Below are 18,289 nucleotides of genomic sequence, written 5' to 3' on the forward strand. Positions count from 1 at the left end.
CCTCTCGGCCGCTGCCGAGCGGCCATCCGTTCCGCGGCGACCGGAGGCCGACTACCGCAGGCGATCGGCCCGATGGGCGGCGATCAGGTCGCGGTACCACGCGTACGACGCCTTCGGGGTGCGCTTCTGCGTCCCGAAGTCGACGTGGACGAGGCCGAAGCGCTGGTGGTAGCCCTCGGCCCACTCGTAGTTGTCGAGGAGGGACCAGGTGTAGTAGCCGCGGACGTCGACGCCTTCGGCCACCGCGGCGGCGAGGGCGTCGAGGTGGCCGGCGAGGTAGGAGATGCGCTCGGGGTCGTCGACGGTGCCGTCCGGGCCCGGCGCGTCGGTGACAGAGCAGCCGTTCTCGGTGACGGTGACGGGCGGGAGGGCGGCGCCGTACCGGTCCCGCAGGCCGACGAGGAGTTCGCGCAGACCGTCGGGGACGACCGGCCAGTCGAAGGCGGTGCGGGGGACGCCCTCGATCGGGGCTTCGGAGAAGGGGAGGCCGGGATCGGTGGGGGCGGCGATCCGGGTGGGGTTGTAGTAGTTGACGCCGAGGCCGTCGAGGCCGGGGGCGGAGATGAGCTTCAGGTCGCCGGGCCGGACGACACCGCCGAGGTCCTCGTCGAGGCCGAAGGCCGACAGGTCGGGGTACCGGCCGAGCAGCAGCGGGTCGGTGAACAGCCGGTTGTGCAGGGCGTCGTAGGCGGTGGCGGCCTCGATGTCGGCGGGGTCGTCGCCGGCCGGACGGACCGGGGTGAGGTTGTTGGCGATCATCACCTGGAGGCCGCGCTCGCGCAGCACCGCGGCGGCCAGTCCGTGGCCGAGCAGTTGGTGGTGGGCCGCGGGCAGCGCGTCGAGCATCAGTGCCCGGCCGGGGGCGTGGATGCCGAGGGCGTAGCCGTAGACCATGTGCACGAAGGGCTCGTTGATGGTGATCCAGGCGGGCACCCGGTCGCCGAGCCGGTCCGCGACCGCCTCCGCGTACTCGGCGAAGCGGTGTGCGGTGTCGCGGTTCAGCCAGCCACCGCCGTCCTCCAGGGCCTGCGGGAGGTCCCAGTGGAAGAGGGTCGGCAGCGGGGTGATCCCACCCGCGAGCAGTCCGTCGACCAGGCGGTCGTAGAAGTCGAGGCCGGCCGGGTTGACCGGGCCGTCGCCGGTGGGCCGGATCCGCGGCCAGGCGATCGAGAAGCGGTACCCGTCCAGGCCGAGGCCCTGCATCAGGGCGATGTCCTCAGGGAAACGGTGGTAGTGGTCGCAGGCCACGGCGCCGGTGTGGCCGTCCCGGACGGCGCCCGGACGGGCGGCGAACACGTCCCAGACGGAGGGTCCGCGGCCGTCCTCGTCCACCGCGCCCTCGATCTGGTACGCGGCGGTGGAGGCTCCCCAGCGGAAGTCGGACGGGAGGTCGAGTCGGTTCGGCATGGCCTGACTTCCTGCTCACGAGGGCGGTGACGGGATCACGAGAACATGAGGCAATCTCATGTTAATCGGGGCGCCCTGCGGGCACCAGGTACCGGCCGGCGCGAAGGGGCGGTCACCACTCCGGAACGAGGAGCCGACAGGGACGGCCACCCCGCACGACCGGGCGACCCGTCGACGCGCCTCAGGCCAGTTATTAATAGGACAGTCCGATGAACTGAGCGGCGGACCCGACGGCACGGATCGGCGGTCCTGTCGGACTCCCGCACTAGGGTGACCGCATGGCAGACGTCCCGGAAGCCGCGCCCTCGGTCGAGGCGCTGAACGCCGTGGTGGAGCGCGCCTGCGAGCCGCCCACCAGCACGTCCCGGGCCAAGCAGCTGCGCTGGATCGCCGGCGAACTCCGCACCGCCCTGGAGCGCGGGGAGATCCCCTCGTCCGCCGCCGCCTCCCTCGCCGAACTCCTCGCCCCGGACACCCTCGCCGCCTACCTCGGCGCCGCCGAACGCGGCCTCCTGCGCCGCAAGCCCGCCGCCCGGCCGGACCAGGCCTCCCCCGCCTCCATGCGGGTGCGGGAGGACTGCCTGCAGATCCTCGGCGCCGGTGCCGGAATCGCCGTCGCGCTGCCGCCGCGCACCCGGCAGGGGGGCCTGCGGCCGGTCGTCGCCGCCCGGCCGCGCAGCATCCTCCTCGGCCACCTGGAGCGGGCCGTCCGGCCCGGCCAGTCCGAGGCGCGGAGCCGGATCCTCGCGATCATCGGCACGGTGATGGACACCGGCTGCCGCGCGGGCGAGCTCTGCCACCTGCGGGTGGGCGACGTCGACGCCGACGGTGGCCGGATCCGCGTCACCCGCCTCCCCCAGCACCGCGACCTGGCGGCCGAACCGGTCACCGAGACCGTCGCGCTCTCCGGCCCCACCCGGGCCGCGCTGCGGAACTGGCTGAAGGCCCGCGGCCACCTGGTGGTGCGCGACGCGGCGAAGCCCGCCGACCCGAAGAACGAGACCACCGACGCCCTGTGGGTGAGCGTCTCCCCCAGCGGCCGCGCCCGGCCCGGCCTGCCGCTGCACTTCCGCGGCCTGGCCCGGGCCTACGTCCGCGAGATCCGCAGCCTGAACCTCGACATGGCCGGCGAACCCGGCTGGGAGCCGATGCCCGCCCGGATGGAACAGCTCCGCCGCGCGATCGACCTGGAACCGGCCGACCTCGCCGGTGGCACCGTCCTGCGCCGCACCGACCGAACCGGTGACGAACCGGCAGGGTGAAAGCCGGCGCCCTGGGCGTCAACCGGCCGCCCCGCAGCGCTCGGTGTCGATCTCGGCCAGGGTCGCCTCGTTGTAGCGCGCCCCGTGCACGGTGGCGGAGTCGAGCACCGCCCCCGCGGCGTCCAGGGCCTCGGCGGGCACGGCGAGGTCGAGCACGGCGAGGTTCTCCCGCAGGTGCGCGACGGACCGCGTCCCGGGGATCGCCAGGACGTGCGGCGCCCGCGAGAGCACCCAGGCCAGCGCCAGTTGGGAGAGGGTGCAGCCGGCGGCCCCGGCGATCCCGTCGAGCCTGCGCCGGAGTTCGAGGTTGGCGGGGTAGTGCCGGGCCTCGAAGCGGGGCATCTGCCGGCGGATGTCCCGCTCGGGGAGCGCGCCGGGGTCGGGCGGCGCCGAGGTGAGGAAGCCGCGGGCCAGCGGGCTGAACGCCACCAGGGCGACGCCGAGTTCACCGGCCGCCGCCAGGGTGCCCTGCTCGGGGTTGCGCGACCACAGGCTGTACTCGTTCTGCAGCGCGGCGATCGGGTGCACGGCATGGGCCCGGCGCAGTGTCGCCGCGGACGCCTCGGAGAGTCCCACCGCCCGGACCTTCCCGGCCGCGACGAGCTCCGCCATCGCACCGGTGCTCTCCTCCACCGGGACCTGCCGGTCGACCCGGTGCAGGTAGTAGAGGTCGATGGTGTCGGTGCGGAGCCGGGCGAGCGCCTCGTCGGCGGTGCGGCGGAGGGTCTCCGGCCGGCCGTCGATGACGCGCCGCCCGTCGACACCGGTCATGCCGCACTTGCTGGCCAGCACGATCCGGTCCCGGTGCGCGGCGAGGACGCGGCCGAGCAGGTCCTCGTTGGCACCGAATCCGCAGAGGGCGGCGGTGTCGAAGAGGGTGACGCCCTCCTCCACGGCGGTGCGCAGCAGGTGTTCGGCGGCCTGCGGCCCGGGCGGAACTCCGTAGGCGTGGCTGAGGTTCATGCAGCCCAGGCCGACCGCCGGGACCTCGAGGGGCCCGATCCGGCGGGGTCCGCGGCCGGGCCGTGGGCGTCGCCGTCACGAGGCCCGGGCAGCGTCGAGCTGCTGTTCGAGGGCGGCCAGGGTGCGGTAGCAGGGCAGCACCTGGGCGAGCGAGGCGTTGGGTTCGCGGCCTTCGCGGATGGCGGCGACGAACTCGCGGTCCTGCAGCTCGATGCCGTCGGTGGAGATGTCGACGCCGCTGACGTCGATCGGCTCGTCCTTGCCGGTGAACAGGTCGTCGTAGCGGGCGAGGTAGGTGCCGGTGTCTCCGATGTAGCGGAAGAAGGTGCCGAGCGGGCCGTCGTTGTTGAAGGAGAGCGAGAGGGTGCAGATGGCGCCGCTCTCCGCGCGCAGCTGGATCGACATGTCCATCGCGATGCCGAGGACGGGGTGGATCGGGCCCTGGATCGCGTTGGCCTGCACGATGGGCGAGCCGGTCTGGTGGGCGAACAGGTCGACGGTGTGGGCGGCGTGGTGCCAGAGCAGGTGGTCCGTCCCAGGAGCGCTGCCGGCCCAGGGCGTTGAGGTTCTCGCGGCGGAAGAAGTAGGTCTGCACGTCCATCTGCTGGATGCGGTACTCCCCGGCCGTGATCCGCTGCCGGACCCACTGGTGGCTGGGGTTGAAGCGCCGGGTGTGGCCGGCCATGGCGACGAGTCCGGTGCGCTGCTGGGCGGCCAGGCAGGCCTCGGCGTCGGTGAGGGAGTCGGCCAGCGGGATCTCGGTCTGAACGTGCTTGCCCGCCTCCAGGCAGGCGACGGTCTGCTCGGCGTGCATCGGGGTGGGGGTAGCCAGGATGACGGCGTCGACGTCGTCGGCGGCGAGCACCTCGTCGAAGCCGGCGACGCCGCGGCCGATGCCCTGCTCGGCGGCGAACGCCCGGGCGCGCTCCGGGGTGCTGCTGACGACGGCGGTCACCTCGACGCCGTCGATCCGGCGCAGGGCGGCGGCGTGCTTCGCACCGAAGGCGCCGCCTCCGGCCAGGGCGATCCGGACGGGCTGCTGGTCGGTCATGTCACTCCTCCGTGGCGGGCGCCTCGGCCCGCGGGTGGTTCTCCAGGATCAGGTGGCCGACGGCGGTGTTGGACGCCGGCACGTGGTAGAAGCGGTGCTTGGTCTCGACCTCGCCGCCGCCGTCGACGTCGCTCATCGCCCCGCGGGCGATCAGCCACATGACGAGCTCGATGCCCTCGCTGCCGGCCTGCTCGACGTAGTCCAGGTGCGGGAGTTGCGCGAGGCCGGCCGGGTCGTCGACCAGCCGGTCGAGGAAGGCGTTGTCCCAGGCACGGTTGATGAGGCCGGCGCGGGGGCCCTGCAGCTGGTGGCTCATGCCGCCGGTGCCCCACACCTGGACGTTGAGCGGTCGGCCGTAGGACTCGATCGCCCGGCGCAGTGCCCGGCCGAGGTTGAAGCACCGCTCGCCGGAGGGCACCGGGTACTGCACCACGTTGACGTGGAACGGGATCACCTTGCACGGCCAGGCGTCGACGTCGCCGAACATCAGCGGCAGCGGGACGGTGAGGCCGTGGTCGACGGTCATCTCGTTGACCAGGGTGAGGTCGAAGTCGTCCCGGATCAGCGAGTGGGCGATGTGCGCGGCGAGGTCCGGGTCGCCCTCGATGCCGGGGACGGGTCGGGGGCCGTAGCCCTCGTCGGCGGTGGGGTAGGCGGCGCCGGCGCCGAGGACGAAGGTCGGGATCAGCGACTGGTCGAAGGCGGTGGCGTGGTCGTTGTAGACCAGGAAGACCACGTCGGGGCGGTTCTCCCGGGCCCACTGCCGGGAGTGCTCGTAGCCGTCGAAGACCGGTTTCCAGTAGGGCTCTTCGGTCTTGTGGTGGTCCATCGCCGCGCCGATCGCCGGCACGTGGGAGGTGAAGACGGCGGCGGTGACGACGGCGTGCTCGGCCGGCGGCGCGGGGTCGGCGTGGGCGGCCTCCAGGACGGCGTGGTCGATCCGGTTGCCGTCGACGGAGCGGCCGCCCGCGAGCATCATGTCGCGGTACTCCTGCTCGGTCATGCCGGTCATCGAGCCCGCCATCTGCTGGAACGAGAGCCCCAGCGTCGCACCCCACTTGGCGAGGAAGTAGATGTTGCCGCCCTCGCGCATCGCGGCGTTGAGGTCGCGGTCGAGCAGGGCCTGCTTCTGCTCCTCGCGCAGCGGCCAGGCGTCCAGGTAGGCGCGTTCGTCGGCGAGGTAGCTCGCGCGGTTCTCCGCGGTCATCAGCGACATGCAGAACTGGTTGAGGTGGTACCCCTTGGCGGACTGCTCGGCGTCGAAGATCGTCGTCCCCGGGACCAGCCGGTAGGTCTTGTCCAGCGACATGCCGGTCTCCAATCGTGTCGTGCGGTGAGGGGGCAGCGGGGGTCGGTCGGCTCCGGGTCGGTCGGCTTCCGGGTCAGTCGGTGTCCGGCCAGTAGAGGCGCATCGGGTTGGCGACGAGCAGCCTGTGCTGCAGCTCGGGGGTCGGTGCGATGTGCGGGAGGAGGTCGACCAGCAGGCCGTCGTCGGGCATGTGGCCGGTGAGGTTGGGGTGCGGCCAGTCGGTGCCCCAGAGCACCCGGTCGGGGAACTCCTCGACCACGCGCCGGGCGAACGGCACGACGTCGCGGTACGCCCGCTGTTCGCCGTCGAGGGCGGGCGGGCCGCTCACCGACAGCCGTTCCGGGCAGGTGACCTTGCACCAGATGTCGGGCCGGGCCCGCAGGAGGTCGAGGAAGGCCTCGAACGCGGGGCCGTGCGGGTCCTCGGTGACGTCGGGCCGGCCCATGTGGTCGACGACCAGCGGCACCGGGATCGAGAGCAGGAAGTCCCGCAGCCCGGCGAGGTCGGCGGCCTCGAAGTAGACGACGACGTGCCAGCCGTACGGGGCGATCCGCTCGGCGACGTCGAGCAGGTCCTGCTGCGGGGCGGCGTCGACGAGCCGCTTGACGAAGTTGAACCGCACGCCGCGGACGCCGGCCTCGTGCAGCTCGCGCAGCTCCTCGTCCGCGATCCCGGGCCGCACGGTGGCGACCCCGCGGGCCAGCCCGCCCGAGGCGCGCAGCGCGTCGGCCATGGCGCGGTTGTCGGCGCCGTGGCAGGTCGCCTGCACGACGACGTTCCGGGCGAAGCCCAACCGGTCCCGCAGTGCGAAGAGTTGGTCCTTGGACGCGTCGCAGGGGCTGTACTTCCGCTCGGGTGCGTACGGGAACTCGGCGCCCGGGCCGAAGACGTGGCAGTGCGCGTCGACGGCGCCCGCGGGCAGCCGGAACTGCGGGCGGCTCGGGTCGGCGTACCAGTCCAGCCAGCCGGGGGTCTTCTCGAAGCTCATGGTCACCGGTCCTCGTAGCGGAGGCCGAGTGCGGCCAGCGGGCCGCGCATGCCGTACATGTCCAGGCCGAGTTCGCCGGCGCGGAACCGGGAGCGCTTGTCCTCCTCGTTCGCCTCGCGCTTCGCCGAGGCCTCGGCGACCTCCGCGGCACGCTCGCGCGGCACGACCACGACCCCGTCGGCGTCCGCGAGCACGACGTCGCCGGGCCGGACGAGGGCGTTGGCGCAGACCACCGGCACGTTGACCGAGCCGAGGGTGGCCTTGACCGTGCCCTTGGCGTTGACCGCCCGCGCGAAGACCGGGAAGTCCATCGCCTCCAGGTCCGCCGCGTCGCGCACTCCACCGTCGATGACCAGCCCGGCGGCACCGCGGGCGCGGAAGGAGGTGGCGAGCAGTTCGCCGAAGAAGCCGTCCTCGCTCTCGGTGGTGCAGGCCGCGACCACGACGTCGCCCTCGCGGATCTGCTCGGCGGCGACGTGCAGCATCCAGTTGTCGCCGGGCTGCAGCAGCACGGTGACCGCCGTCCCGCACAGCCGCGCCTTCGGGTAGGCCGGGCGCAGGTAGGGGCGCATCAGGCCGACCCGGCCCATCGCCTCGTGGACGGTCGCCACGCCGAAGGCCGACAGGGCGGCGACGGCCTCGGGCTCGGCGCGGGTGATCGCGGTGCGGACGACGCCGATCTCGGTGTGTTCCATGGTCGTTCTCCCGGGGTCAGCGGCCGGATGCGGCACGGCGGGCAGCGGCGTGGGGGTCGCCCGGCGGGTGCGCGAGGGGGTGCCGGCGGACGTGCTCGTGCTCGCCGAGGACGCACCGGTGAAGCTGGCGGCCGAGGGGCACCTGGTGCCGGGCACGGTCCGGCCGCTGTGGGCGTCCCAGGTCGTGGCGGCGGTGCCGGCGGGGTCGCCCGTCCCGGCCCTCGACTCGGAGTCGGACCTGCAAGCCGCCCTGCTGGCCGCGGAACGGATCGCCTACTCGACGGGGCCCAGCGGTACGGCACTGGTCGAGCTGACCGCCCGGCTGGGCCTCGCCGGGCGGATCGGCCACCGGCTCGTCCAGACGCCGCCGGGGGTCCCGGTCGGCAGCCTGCTCGCCGCGGGCGGGGCGGACCTGGCCTTCCAGCAGCAGAGCGAACTGACGGGCCTGCCCGGCGTCGTCGTGGTCGGCCCGCTGCCGGGCGACGCCGCGATCAGCTCGACCTTCGGCGGGGCCGTGCTGGTGGCCTCCGCCGAGCCGCACCGCGCCACCGAGGTCCTCGACCTGCTCGGCTCCGACGCCGCGTCGCGGATCGCCCGCGCCGGGGGCATGCGGCCGGCCCGCCCCTGACCCGCGCCTCCGCCGGGGACCGGATGCGGTCCCGTAGCGTAGGGCGGGTGGCGCTCGGGGCGGCCGGTGTGCTGCTGGCCGTCCTGCTGCGCGGCTGGAGCGTCCTCTTCCTGGCGTCCTCCGCCGCCGCGGTCACCGCGTCGGTGGTCCCGACCGCGCTCGTCCACACGCTGTTCCGGCCGGGCTTCTCCCGGCTCGGGATGCCGTGGACGATGTACGGCTCGCCGGGCTGCTGCCGGGCCGGGCCGGCAGCAGCCTTCGGCCGCGCATCCCGGCCGAACGCGCTGCGGCGACCGGACGGAGACCGTGATGCTCACCGGCGTCCGGTAGCCGCTGCGGCCCGGAAGGGGCGGAGCCGGTGCGGGGCCGAGGGTCCGCTCGGCCCCGCCCTGTCGTCCTCCGGGTCCGAGCGGAGCCCGGCACTCCCCCGACGACCTCCCGGAGCCCTAAACGGCGCCCTCCGGAACGAGATCCGCGGCTTCTGCGTGCTCCGGGGGCCCGGCCGGGACGGCGGCGCGCAACGCCGCCTCGACCCGGCGGTTGCTGGTCATGGTCGCGGTGACGGCGGTCATGGTGAGGAGGAGGCCGGCGGCGGCGTAGAGCGGGGTGCGTACGTCGTAGGCGCTGGCCAGCCAGCCGCCGAGGAAGGCGCCGAACGGGGCGGCGCACATGGCGAGCATGCGGGAGGTGGAGGCGACCCGGCCCATCAGGTGGGCGGGGACGACCGCCTGTCGGAGGGAGGGGGCGAGCACCATGGTGGCGCCCATGCCCGCCCCGCAGACGGCGAGCGCGAGGCCGGCGACGTACGGGTTCGGGGCAGCGGCGAGCCCCAGGACGGCGAGTCCCTCGACCGCGGCCGTGCAGGTCAGCGCGGTGCCGGTGCCGAGTCGCCGGCCGAGGAAGGAGGCGATGCCCGCGCCGAGCAGACCGCCGGTGGCCTCCGCCGTGAGGAGCAGGCCGAAGCCGGAGGTGCCGAGGCCGAGACGGTCGTGCGCGAAGAGCGCGAGTACGGTCTCCACGGCGAGGAAGGCGATGTTCCCGACGGCCGGACGCAGCGCGAGCCCGAGCAGCAGCCGGTCCCGGAACACGTACGAGGCGCCGTCCCGTGCCTGGCGCAGCAGCGACTCACGGGCCTGCGGTACGGGCCCGGGTGCGGCGGGCAGCGAGCGTACGAGCAGTGCGGAGAGGGCGAACGACACGGCGTCGGTGAGCAGCGGGAACGCCCGGCCGAGGGCGAGCAGGGCACTGCCCGCGGGCGGCCCCGCGAAGCCGGACGCGGCGGTCTGGGTGCCGCGCAGGCGGGAGTTGGCGCGCTCCAGGAGCACGGGGTCGCGGCCGAGCAGGTCCGGCAGGTAGGCCGTGGCGGCCGTGTCGAAGAAGAGTCCGCCGAGGCCGAGCAGGAAGGCGACGGCCGCGAGCAGGGTAATGCTCAGCGCGTCGAGCGCGGCCGCGGCTGCCGGTATCGCGAGCAGGGCCGCACGCGCCGCGTCCGTGGCCACCATCGTGCGCCGACGGTCCCAGCGGTCCACCAGCGCACCGCCGAGCACCCCGAAGAGCAGCCAGGGCAGCGTTCCGGCGGCCGTGACGACGGCCAGCGCCATCGGATCCCGCGTCAGCGTCAGGGCGAGCAGCGGCAGCGCGGCGTGCGACACCCCGTCACCGAGCGAGGACACCGTCTGCGCGGTCCACAGCCGGCCGAACCCGATCGGCAACTTCTTGGTCTCCGTGCTCACCTGGCGTCCCCCTCGGTCTGCGCGGGCCGCGCCGGGTGGAAGAGCGCGAAGACGAGTGACGCGTCCGGCAGCGACGGGTCGGACAGCTCGCGGTACTCGTCCGCCAGCGCATCCAGCCGCGCCCCGAGCTCCGCGAACTGCTCCTCGGTGAGCCGCAGGTGCGCCATCCGCACGTGCCGCTCACCGTTCGCCGGCGCGGCCTCCAGGTCCGCCACCGCGTGCCGCATCAGCACGTCCGGCCCCCCTTCGCCCGGGTCCGGCAGCACGATCGACCGGGCGGCCATGGCGTAGTACCGCTCGGTGACCCCGCGGACCTTCCGCGTCCGCACCACCGTCACCAGGCCGGCCCGTTCGAGCAGTCGTACGTGGTAGCTGGAGCTCCCCTTCGCGAGGCCCACGCGCTCGGCGATCTGCGTGATCGTCGCGGGCTCGAAGCGGAGCACGGCCATGATCCGGTGGCGCGTCAGGTTGGAGACGGCCCGCAGCTGTTCGTCGGTGGTGACGTGGAACGTCTCGGGAAGATCGTCGGTAGGCATGCCCTCAATGGTCAACACTTCTTGACCATTCGTCAAGCGGTTTGCCGGGCTTCCGGAGGCGGCCGTCCCGCACATGACGCTTTCGTCCCTGCTCCGCGGCTTCCGGCCCGGCGTCGGTCGAGCGAGGAGTCCGGTCCCGGAAGACCATCGGACCAGTGGGGCTGCGGGCCGGAGCCCGTGCCGTACGCCTCCGTCGCCGCGGGGGTGTCCGACGCGGGCGCCCGGCTGCCGACGTCCTTCCGCTGCCGCCCCGCGGCCACTGCCCTCCTCGATGGAGGAACCCGGCCGCTGGACGGCCGAACGCGTTGCCCGTGCCGTGGTGGCCGCGCCCGTCGACGACCGAGAGGCCGTCCGACCGCCGCACCGAACCTGATTCGCGCGTGGAATGCCCGATACGGCACAGTGATCCCATGAAGGCGCAGACGGGGACAGACCGCAGGCCGCCGGCCGGGGCGGTCCGGCGGCGGCCCGTCCAGCAGCGCAGCCAGGAGCGCTACGAGCGGCTGCTGGACGCCTGTGCGGGCCTGCTCGACGAGGTCGGCCCGACGGCACTGACCACCAAGGAGGTCGCGCAGCGGGCGCAGGTGCCGATCGGCACGCTGTACCAGTTCTTCTCCGGCAAGGAGAGCCTGCTGGGCGCCCTCGCGGAGCGGAACCTGGACCGCTTCATCGCCCGGCTGACCGTCCGGATCGAGTCGGCGGCGCCCGTCGGCGTCCCCGGCTTCGTCGACCTGGCGGTGGACGAGTTCGTCGCCATGAAGCGCACCGTCGCCGGGTTCGGACACCTGGACTTCGGTCTGGTCGCCGCGGTACCGGGCGACCTCCGGGACGACCGGCACCTGCTCGACCGGGACTTGGACAACAACGCGGCGGTCGCCGAGCGGATCGGCGCCCTCGGCGGCGAGCTGTTCGCCTACCCGGGCTTCGCGCTGGCGCTGCGGGTGGCCCTGGAGTGCGCGGACGCCGTCCTCAAGGTGGCCTTCCGGGTGGACCCGGAGGGCGACCCGGCACTGATCGGCGAGTGCAAGCGGCTGCTCCGCGGCTACCTGGCGGAGCGGCCCGCCGCCTGAGCACGCGCCGGCTGCCCGTACCCGGGGCCGACCGCTCGGACACGGAGCGCGAAAGGCGGATGCCCACCTCCGGCGAGGTGGGCATCCGCTGCCAGGTCTTCGCGGTCAGGAGGCGAAGGCCTGGAGTTCGGAGAACTGGCCGGCCGGCCAGGCGGTGTTTCCGGTCACGGCGATCCGCAGGTAGCGGGTCGAGTTGGCCGGGAGGTTGATCGTCACCGTGTTGCCGGTGGCCGGGTCGAAGGTGTAGCCGGCCGACCCCACCAGGGTGGTGAAGGACGAACCGTCGGCGGAACCCTGCACGGAGACGGCAGCTTCAGGGTGACCTTGCCGAGACTCACCGCGCAGCCGAGATCCACCTGCACCCACTGCGGGAAGGCGTTGTTCGCGCTCTCCCAGTACGAGTTGGCGTCACCGTCCACCGCGTTGCCCGCACCGTACGTCTGGTCGGCGAGGGCGAGGAGGACTGCGAGGGGCTCGGCGAGGGGCTGAAGGTGCCCGGGTTCGACGGCACGCCGTTGTACGTCCAGACCGGCGCCGGCCAGGTGCCGGTGCAGGTGGAGCCGGTCAGGCCGGAGTTCCCGCCGCCGTCGGTGATGACGAAGCCGGTGCCCACGCAGTTGTGGATCGGCGTGGCGGACTGCGCGATGTTGGTGGCCTTCACGTTGGTGAACTTCAGGGTGGCGTTGGCCTGCGCCTGGACGGCGTACGTGCCGGCGCCGTTGATGTTCACGTTGGTGAAGTTGATGCCGTTGGCGGCACCCTCGATGGTCTGGATCGCCTCGTAGGAGCTGTCCAGGATGTCGGTGTCGGTGATGTTGATCGTCGCGCCGCTGATCGGCTCGTTGAGGCCGCTGAACCAGACCGCGCCGACGCCGAAGTTCCAGTTGAAGTCGCTGTTGCCGGTGCGGATCAGCGTGTTGCGGGCGGCGGTGATGGTGCCCGCGACGGCGGTGCCGCTGCCGGAGTTCACGCCCGGGTAGCGGTTGGCGATGTGCAGGCCGCCGCCGTTGGTGATGGTGTCCGACATGACGTTGTCGGAGATGGTGAAGTCGCGGCCGCCGTAGGTGACGATGTTGTTCGCCAGGATCGGCAGCACCACGGTGTTGTGGGTGAAGCTGTCGTTGGTGTTCGGCTTGTCCTGTGGCCACGAGGCGAGACCGTCGTCACCGGTGTTGCGGACGAAGGTGTTGGTGACCGTCGAGTTGGTGACGCCGGTGTGGAAGTTCACGCCGTCGGCGGTCTGGTCGAGGATGCGGCTGTTCTTGATGGTGAGCCGGTCCATCGGGCCGTCCATCCAGGCGCCGACCTTGGTGTGCTGCAGCCACAGGTCGTCGACGGTGGAGTTGGACATCGCGCCGCCGAGTGCGTTGACCTGGTCCTCGTCGACCCGCTCGCGGATGTCGCCGATGATCGCGAAGTCCTTGAGGGTGACGTTCGAGCTGCCGCCCTGGTTGGCCCACTTGCCGTAGATGCCGGCCGCGTTGGCGCGGTTGTTCGGGTCGCGTCCGCCGAGCACCGAGTACCACGGGCCGGCGCCGGCCAGGGTCACCTTGTCCACGACCACGTGGCTGTACAGGGTGAAGTTGCCCTGCGGGATGTACACGGCCCTGCCCTGCGCCGCGCCCGCGTCGACCGCGGCCTGGAACTTGGCGGTGGAGTCGGTGGCGCCGGTCGGGTCAGCCCCGAAGTCGCCGACCACGTCGAGGGCGCCGGCCGGCTTGCCGATCGGCCCGGCGACGTTCTCGAAGTCCGCCAGGTCGATGGTGAAGGTCGGCGACTGGGCGGTCGAGGCGACCTGCAGCCGGATCTTGGTGCCGACCGGGTAGGTCTGGCCGAGCAGGGTACGCGTCTCGTCGTAGAAGTGGTGCGGGTTGGAGTCGCCCGGGTTGTTGTTGAACGGGTAACCGCCGTAGTACCAGCTGTACTTCGAGGTGACCGGGACGCTCTTCAGCTTGGCGCCGTCGACCAGCAGGTCGATCGAGGCGTCGCGGCCCTTGCCGTCCGCCGAGTCCGGCAGGCTGTAGCGGAAGTCGATCGAGTTGGCCGGCTGGGTCAGCGTGAACTCGACGTACTGGCCGGTGCCGTTGAGCGCGACGGCCTGCCGGCCGGACGCCTCGGACGGCAGCGCACCGTACTTGCGGTCCGGGCCGATCACGGTGCCGTTGGTGGCGGCGTACTCCGCCTCCTGCTCGACGAACGGCACGGTCGCTCCGCGGCCCGGGACGTTCAGCGGGGAGAGGGCGGGCACGCCGGCGGCGTGCGCGGCACCGGCGTTCGCCAGGACGGCGGTCAGCAGGCCGACGGTGCCGAGGGCGGTGGCGGTCAGGGCCGCGACGGTGCGCCTGCCGTGCCGGGTGGGGGGTGGTTGCTGCATCTGCGGCTGCACATCCTTGCCGATCGTGGGGGTGCTCCGGGTGGGGGCAAGTGCCCGGCCGCCGCGCCGCACTGACGCCGTGTCGACGACGCGCCGGTGCAGCCCGCGGCTTCCCGCCGGGCGTGGCGAGACTATGAGCAGCGGTTGCACGAAGTCCATACCCGTGCGCAAAAAATCGATCGAAGCCTGCAATTTGGATGTGACGGTCCAGCAAAGATGTGATCACCTGTGGGGTGAGGGAAGTTGTGCCCCATCTGCCCCCATTGCGTGCACCCGGACCGCGCCGCAGAGTGGAAGCACAGTTCAGTGTCGACAGCCACCGAGGAGCATGATCATGCAAGCCACTGTGGGCGACCAGCTCCACATCCACAGCAGGTCCGTCGGCATGGTGGACCGCAAGGGCGAGATCATCGAGGTCCGCGGGACGGACGGCGAGCCCCCGTACCTGGTCCGTTTCGAGGACGGTCACGACGGCCTGGTGTATCCCGGCCCGGACTGCGTCATCGAGCACCAGCAGGAACACCGCTAAGGGATTGACGACCCCGCCTCCGCTGCCGGGCCCGCTGGCCCACCTGGCCCCACTGCTGGACGACTACGGCTATCTGGCAGTGGGCCTGCTCGTGCTGCTCGACAACTGCGGCATCCCCGTCCCCGGCCAGACCGTCCTGGTGCTGGCCGCCGTCTACGCGGGCACCGGCCGGATGTCCATCGCGGGCGTGGTCGCCGTGGCGTTCACGGCCGCCGTGGTGGGCAACAGCCTCGGCTACCTGATCGGCCGCACCGGCGGCCACGCCTTCGTCCACCGCTGGGGCAAGTACGTCTGGCTCACCCCCGCCCGGATGGCCCACGCCGAGGGCTTCTTCCGGCGCAACGGCGTCAAGGTCGTCGTCGTCGCCCGGTTCATCGACGTCCTGCGCCAGACCAACGGGATCATCGCCGGCACCACCGACATGGCCTGGCGGCGCTTCCTGCCCGCCAACATCGTCGGCGCCGCACTCTGGGTGGGCGTCTGGTCCGCGCTCGGCTACGCCCTCGGCACGGACATCGGCACCCTCTACGAACAGGCGCTGCGCTACCAGGTCTACCTGCTCGCCGGGCTCGGCGTGCTGGTCGCCCTCGTCGGGCTCCGCGCCTACCTGAAGCGGCGCCGCCGGACCGCGAGCGGGGCCGCTGCCGAGGCCGAGCCCGGGGCTGATGCCGGAGCCGAGGGGGTCACGGACGGCGGCGAGGCGGCCGCGGAGGGTGCAGAGGGTGCGGACGGCCCGGCGCCGGACGGTCCCGCCGAGGACGGTCCTGCGGGGACCGGCCGCGGGGAGGGCCCGGCGGGGCCGGAGGGCGGCACCGCGGAGGGCTCGACGGGCCCACGACCGGATCCGCCCCCGCCGGGGGCCGGCGGGGGCGGATCGGGTGGCCGGGGACCCGGCCGGGGGCACGGGCCGGACGGCCCGGACGATCAGCCCAGCAGGATGACCTCGAACGGCGAGGCGTAGCGGGTGCCGAGCCGTTCGCCGGCCATCGCCCCGAAGGTCTCCAGGGTGCCGCGGGCGTCCGCCATGTCGCCGCCGAGCCCGTCCAGGTACGCGCGGTGCGCCTCCAGCGAGGCCACGCCGCGGTCGAAGGACTCGGTGGTGTCCACCGCGTGGCCGGAGTCCGGCGAGGCCGCGGCCCACAGCTGCCGGACGCCGTTCCACGGCTCGTGGCCCTCGTCCAGCAGGTCGCGGAAGACCCAGCGGTTGCCCGCGTCCCGGACGGCGTCCAGGGTGGCGCGGCCGACCGCGATGTGGTCCGCCTGGTTGGGCCACGTCCCGCCGTAGGTCTCGCGGAAGTTGGTGGTGATGACGATCTCCGGGCGGTGCCGCCGGATCGTCCGGGCGATGTCCTTGCGCAGTGGCAGCCCGTACTCGACGACGCCGTCCTGGTGGCCGAGGAACTCCACCACGTCGACGCCGACGAGGGCCGCGGAGGCGATCTGCTCCTCCTCCCGGACGCGGCGGCAGGTCTCCGGGTCCATCGAGTCGATGCCCGCCTCGCCGCTGGTGGCCATCACGTAGACGACGCGCTTGCCCTGGGAGGTCCAGCGGGCGACCGCCGCCGCGGCGCCGTACTCCATGTCGTCCGGATGTGCGACGACGGCGAGGGCCGTCCGCCAGTCCTCGGTGACCGGCCGGTACGGGGGTGCTGCCTGGTCCGTCATGGTCAGTCGGCGCTCCTGATCGAGTAGTTGAAGTCGGTGTGGCCGAAGTGGCCCATCAGCCTCAGCCAGAACGGCATCAGCATCTCGGTGCCGCGGGCCGCGCTGATCCCGCCCAGGTCGATGATCTGCCCGTCGGGCCAGCCGAACTGCTCCAACACGCCGCGGACGAGGGCCTTCGCCTCGGGGTCCTCGCCGGCGACGAAGAGCTGGTGCGGGCCGGGCACCCGGCCCGGGTCCACCATCAGCGGGGCGGACAGCGTGTTGAGCGCCTTGACCACCCGGGTCGCGGGGAACTCCCGCTGGATCTGCTCGCCGACGCTGTCGGTGTTGACCGGCTCCAGGCTGACCTCGCCGGTCGGCGAGAACACCAGCGGGTTGGAGACGTCGATCAGCACCTTGCCGGCGAGCCGCTCGGCGCCGGCCAGCCGCAGGGCCGGGAGCGAGACCGTGCCCGCGGTCGCGTTGATCACGACGTCGCCGAACTCGGCGGCGTCGGCGAAGGTGCCGGCGTGGCCGTTCGGGCCGGACTGCTCCGCCCAGGAGACGGCCGCCGTGTTGTCCTTGGTGCGCGAGCCGAGGGTGACCTCGTGGCCCAGCGCGACGAGCTTGGCCGCCAGGGTGCGGCCGACCGTGCCCGTACCGATGATCCCGAATCGCATCGCAAGTCTCCCGTGTGTGGGGTCCCGTTCAAGGGTCGCTTCGTTGGGCGAGGACGCAGAACTCATTGCCTTCCGGGTCTGCGAGGACGACCCAGGGTGCCCCGTCCTGTCCGACGTCGGCCCGGCGGGCGCCGAGCGCGAGCAGCCGCTCGACCTCGGCGGCCTGGTCGTCGGGACGGAAGTCCAGGTGGAGGCGGTTCTTCAGCTGCTTGCGCTCGGGCACCGGGACGAAGACCAGGCCGGGCAGCCGGTCCGCGGACGGGCGGATCTCGAACTCGTCCGGTGCGTCGTTGACGACCGTCCACCCCAGGGCGGACACCCACCACCGGCCGAGCGCCACCGGATCGGCGGAGTCCACGACGACCTGCTCCCACTCCAGTGCCATGGTCGCACCATAGTCCACCCGAGCTGACGGGGCATCACCCACCGTCGTCCGCCGCCCGATCCGCCTCCGACCAGCGGTGACGCAGCCGGTCCGCCTCGTCACGGAGGGCTGCCAGCAGGGCCTTGGCGTTCGCCGAATCACTGGTGCGCAGCGCGGCGACGCCGATCCTCCGGACCAGTTGCGGACCGTCGACCGGCCGCACCGCGAGGTCGTCCCGGTGCGGGCCGAGACCGAGCCGCGGCAGCAGCGCCACGCCGACCCCGGCGGCGACGAACCCCTGCAGCACCGCGTAGTCGTCGGTGCGCAGGACCGGTACGGGTTCGAAGCCGTCCTCCGCACAGGCCCGGAACAGCACCCGGTCGACCGGGTCGGCGTCGCTGACGCCGAGGATCCAGCCGTCCTCGCGCAGCGCCGCCAGCGGCACCCGGTCGCGGGTGGCCTGCGGGTGGTCGGCCGGCAGGACGAGCTGCAGCGGCTCCTCCAGCAGCGGGTGGACGACGAAGTCCTCGCCGAGGTCGAGGCCGCCGTCGGAGCGGGAGTAGACCAGGGCGATCTGCAGCTGCCGGCTGCGCAGCCCGGCCAGCAGGGCCGGCAGCTCGCCCTCGGTGAGGGCCAGGTGCACGCCGGCGCGGTGCAGGGTGCGGACGGCTGGCGGCAGCAGCAGGGCGCCGGCGGTCGGGAAGGTGCCGACCCTGAGGGTGGCGGCGCCGCGCTCCACCAGCTCGGTGAGTTCCCGCTCGGCGACCCGGACCCGGTCGAGCACCGCCTCGGCGTGCGGCAGCAGGGCGAGGCCGGCCTCGGTGAGGACGGCGCCGCGGGCGCCGCGGTGGACCAGGGGGGTGCGGAAGTGCGCCTCCAGGGTGGCCAGGTGGTGGCTCACCGTCGGCTGGCTGTGCCCCAGGGAGCGGCCGGCGGCGGCGAGCGAACCCTCGCGGGCGATGGCGCGGAGCACCTGCAGGTGGCGGAGATCGAGCACGGGTGGGGCCTCGGCTGTCGGCGGTCCGGCCGGTGGCCGGGGATGGGGCGGGGGATGGG

At 73.3% G+C, this 18,289-nt stretch carries 17 protein-coding genes and 2 pseudogenes; 5 read left to right on the forward strand and 14 right to left on the reverse strand.

The window, feature by feature from the left end; translation table 11 throughout:
* Positions 1 to 51: 51 nt before the first annotated feature.
* Complete coding sequence (locus tag IE98_RS0138230; protein ID WP_030276893.1) at positions 52 to 1,407, reverse strand: GH1 family beta-glucosidase; 1,356 nt, start codon at positions 1,405 to 1,407, stop codon at positions 52 to 54.
* 278 nt (positions 1,408 to 1,685) lie between these two features.
* On the opposite strand from IE98_RS0138230, the gene IE98_RS0138235 reads away from it, so the two are divergent.
* Positions 1,686 to 2,669 carry a site-specific integrase gene (locus tag IE98_RS0138235; protein WP_030276894.1) on the forward strand — a complete coding sequence of 328 codons (984 nt, stop codon included), beginning with the start codon at positions 1,686 to 1,688 and terminating at the stop codon, positions 2,667 to 2,669.
* An 18-nt stretch (positions 2,670 to 2,687) separates the two neighbouring features.
* Here IE98_RS0138235 and IE98_RS0138240 read toward each other — a convergent pair whose 3' ends face one another.
* The 6 genes and pseudogenes from IE98_RS0138240 to ligK all read right to left on the reverse strand — a co-directional run bounded on the left by IE98_RS0138240 (position 2,688) and on the right by ligK (position 7,675).
* Positions 2,688 to 3,671 carry an aldo/keto reductase gene (locus tag IE98_RS0138240; protein WP_043176105.1) on the reverse strand — a complete coding sequence of 328 codons (984 nt, stop codon included), beginning with the start codon at positions 3,669 to 3,671 and terminating at the stop codon, positions 2,688 to 2,690.
* Between the two features lie 36 nt (positions 3,672 to 3,707).
* Positions 3,708 to 4,157: a hypothetical protein gene (locus IE98_RS51545; protein WP_324605838.1), complete on the reverse strand. Its 450-nt coding sequence runs from the start codon at positions 4,155 to 4,157 to the stop codon at positions 3,708 to 3,710.
* 208 nt (positions 4,158 to 4,365) lie between these two features.
* Positions 4,366 to 4,683, reverse strand: a pseudogene (locus IE98_RS51550) (Gfo/Idh/MocA family protein); the annotation flags it as partial.
* Position 4,684: 1 nt separating this feature from the next.
* Entirely contained in the window at positions 4,685 to 5,992 is a 1,308-nt protein-coding gene (ligA, locus tag IE98_RS0138250; protein ID WP_030276896.1) for a protocatechuate 4,5-dioxygenase subunit alpha, read from the reverse strand.
* A gap of 73 nt (positions 5,993 to 6,065) precedes the next feature.
* Positions 6,066 to 6,980, reverse strand: a complete 915-nt coding sequence (locus IE98_RS0138255; protein WP_030276897.1) for an amidohydrolase family protein — start codon at positions 6,978 to 6,980, stop codon at positions 6,066 to 6,068.
* A gap of 2 nt (positions 6,981 to 6,982) precedes the next feature.
* Positions 6,983 to 7,675 carry a 4-carboxy-4-hydroxy-2-oxoadipate aldolase/oxaloacetate decarboxylase gene (ligK, locus tag IE98_RS0138260; protein ID WP_030276898.1) on the reverse strand — a complete coding sequence of 231 codons (693 nt, stop codon included), beginning with the start codon at positions 7,673 to 7,675 and terminating at the stop codon, positions 6,983 to 6,985.
* Here ligK and IE98_RS0138265 point away from each other — a divergent pair.
* A complete protein-coding gene (locus tag IE98_RS0138265) occupies positions 7,674 to 8,303 on the forward strand; it encodes a substrate-binding domain-containing protein (protein WP_078661639.1) in 630 nt (209 codons plus the stop codon). The genes ligK and IE98_RS0138265 overlap by 2 nt on opposite strands.
* A 446-nt stretch (positions 8,304 to 8,749) precedes the next feature.
* Here IE98_RS0138265 and IE98_RS0138270 read toward each other — a convergent pair whose 3' ends face one another.
* On the reverse strand, positions 8,750 to 10,015 hold the full coding sequence (locus IE98_RS0138270; RefSeq protein WP_420706262.1) for an MFS transporter: 1,266 nt from the start codon (positions 10,013 to 10,015) through the stop codon (positions 8,750 to 8,752).
* A 17-nt stretch (positions 10,016 to 10,032) separates the two neighbouring features.
* Positions 10,033 to 10,572, reverse strand: a complete 540-nt coding sequence (locus IE98_RS0138275) for an ArsR/SmtB family transcription factor (protein ID WP_030276902.1) — start codon at positions 10,570 to 10,572, stop codon at positions 10,033 to 10,035.
* Positions 10,573 to 10,982: 410 nt separating this feature from the next.
* Here IE98_RS0138275 and IE98_RS0138280 point away from each other — a divergent pair, with 410 nt between their 5' ends.
* Entirely contained in the window at positions 10,983 to 11,642 is a 660-nt protein-coding gene (locus IE98_RS0138280; RefSeq protein WP_030276904.1) for a TetR/AcrR family transcriptional regulator, read from the forward strand.
* A 105-nt stretch (positions 11,643 to 11,747) separates the two neighbouring features.
* On the opposite strand, the pseudogene IE98_RS43760 reads toward IE98_RS0138280, so the two are convergent.
* Positions 11,748 to 14,016 (reverse strand): annotated as a pseudogene (locus tag IE98_RS43760) (discoidin domain-containing protein).
* 334 nt (positions 14,017 to 14,350) lie between these two features.
* Between IE98_RS43760 and IE98_RS0138290 the strand changes: the two are divergent.
* Both IE98_RS0138290 and IE98_RS52410 read left to right on the forward strand, forming a co-directional pair.
* Positions 14,351 to 14,545 (forward strand): DUF1918 domain-containing protein, encoded by a 195-nt coding sequence (locus IE98_RS0138290; protein ID WP_030276906.1) that lies wholly within the window; start codon positions 14,351 to 14,353, stop codon positions 14,543 to 14,545.
* A gap of 4 nt (positions 14,546 to 14,549) precedes the next feature.
* Complete coding sequence (locus IE98_RS52410; protein WP_063749081.1) at positions 14,550 to 15,506, forward strand: DedA family protein; 957 nt, start codon at positions 14,550 to 14,552, stop codon at positions 15,504 to 15,506.
* Here IE98_RS52410 and IE98_RS0138300 read toward each other — a convergent pair.
* The 4 genes from IE98_RS0138300 to IE98_RS0138315 all read right to left on the reverse strand — a co-directional run.
* Positions 15,470 to 16,210, reverse strand: a complete 741-nt coding sequence (locus IE98_RS0138300; RefSeq protein WP_030276910.1) for a PIG-L deacetylase family protein — start codon at positions 16,208 to 16,210, stop codon at positions 15,470 to 15,472. The genes IE98_RS52410 and IE98_RS0138300 overlap by 37 nt on opposite strands.
* A gap of 2 nt (positions 16,211 to 16,212) precedes the next feature.
* On the reverse strand, positions 16,213 to 16,869 hold the full coding sequence (locus IE98_RS0138305; protein WP_030276912.1) for an NADPH-dependent F420 reductase: 657 nt from the start codon (positions 16,867 to 16,869) through the stop codon (positions 16,213 to 16,215).
* A gap of 28 nt (positions 16,870 to 16,897) precedes the next feature.
* Positions 16,898 to 17,254 (reverse strand): VOC family protein, encoded by a 357-nt coding sequence (locus IE98_RS0138310; protein ID WP_030276915.1) that lies wholly within the window; start codon positions 17,252 to 17,254, stop codon positions 16,898 to 16,900.
* Positions 17,255 to 17,288: 34 nt separating this feature from the next.
* On the reverse strand, positions 17,289 to 18,289 hold a 1,001-nt coding region (locus IE98_RS0138315; protein ID WP_234443848.1), incomplete at its 5' end, for a LysR family transcriptional regulator.

The sequence above is a fragment of the Streptomyces sp. NRRL B-24484 genome, assembly GCF_000717715.1.
Lineage (GTDB): Bacteria > Actinomycetota > Actinomycetes > Streptomycetales > Streptomycetaceae > Kitasatospora.

Bases quoted from the DNA above. Each gene is read 5' to 3' on its own strand.
- IE98_RS0138255 (WP_030276897.1), bottom strand. From the start codon at position 6,980: ATGAGCTTCGAGAAGACCCCCGGCTGGCTGGACTGGTACGCCGACCCG.
- IE98_RS0138280 (WP_030276904.1), top strand. From the start codon at position 10,983: ATGAAGGCGCAGACGGGGACAGACCGCAGGCCGCCGGCCGGGGCGGTC.
- IE98_RS0138300 (WP_030276910.1), bottom strand. From the start codon at position 16,210: ATGACGGACCAGGCAGCACCCCCGTACCGGCCGGTCACCGAGGACTGG.
- ligK (WP_030276898.1), bottom strand. From the start codon at position 7,675: ATGGAACACACCGAGATCGGCGTCGTCCGCACCGCGATCACCCGCGCC.
- IE98_RS0138230 (WP_030276893.1), bottom strand. From the start codon at position 1,407: ATGCCGAACCGACTCGACCTCCCGTCCGACTTCCGCTGGGGAGCCTCC.
- IE98_RS0138235 (WP_030276894.1), top strand. From the start codon at position 1,686: ATGGCAGACGTCCCGGAAGCCGCGCCCTCGGTCGAGGCGCTGAACGCC.
- IE98_RS0138310 (WP_030276915.1), bottom strand. From the start codon at position 17,254: ATGGCACTGGAGTGGGAGCAGGTCGTCGTGGACTCCGCCGATCCGGTG.
- ligA (WP_030276896.1), bottom strand. From the start codon at position 5,992: ATGTCGCTGGACAAGACCTACCGGCTGGTCCCGGGGACGACGATCTTC.
- IE98_RS0138290 (WP_030276906.1), top strand. From the start codon at position 14,351: ATGCAAGCCACTGTGGGCGACCAGCTCCACATCCACAGCAGGTCCGTC.
- IE98_RS0138265 (WP_078661639.1), top strand. From the start codon at position 7,674: ATGGTCGTTCTCCCGGGGTCAGCGGCCGGATGCGGCACGGCGGGCAGC.
- IE98_RS0138275 (WP_030276902.1), bottom strand. From the start codon at position 10,572: ATGCCTACCGACGATCTTCCCGAGACGTTCCACGTCACCACCGACGAA.
- IE98_RS0138305 (WP_030276912.1), bottom strand. From the start codon at position 16,869: ATGCGATTCGGGATCATCGGTACGGGCACGGTCGGCCGCACCCTGGCG.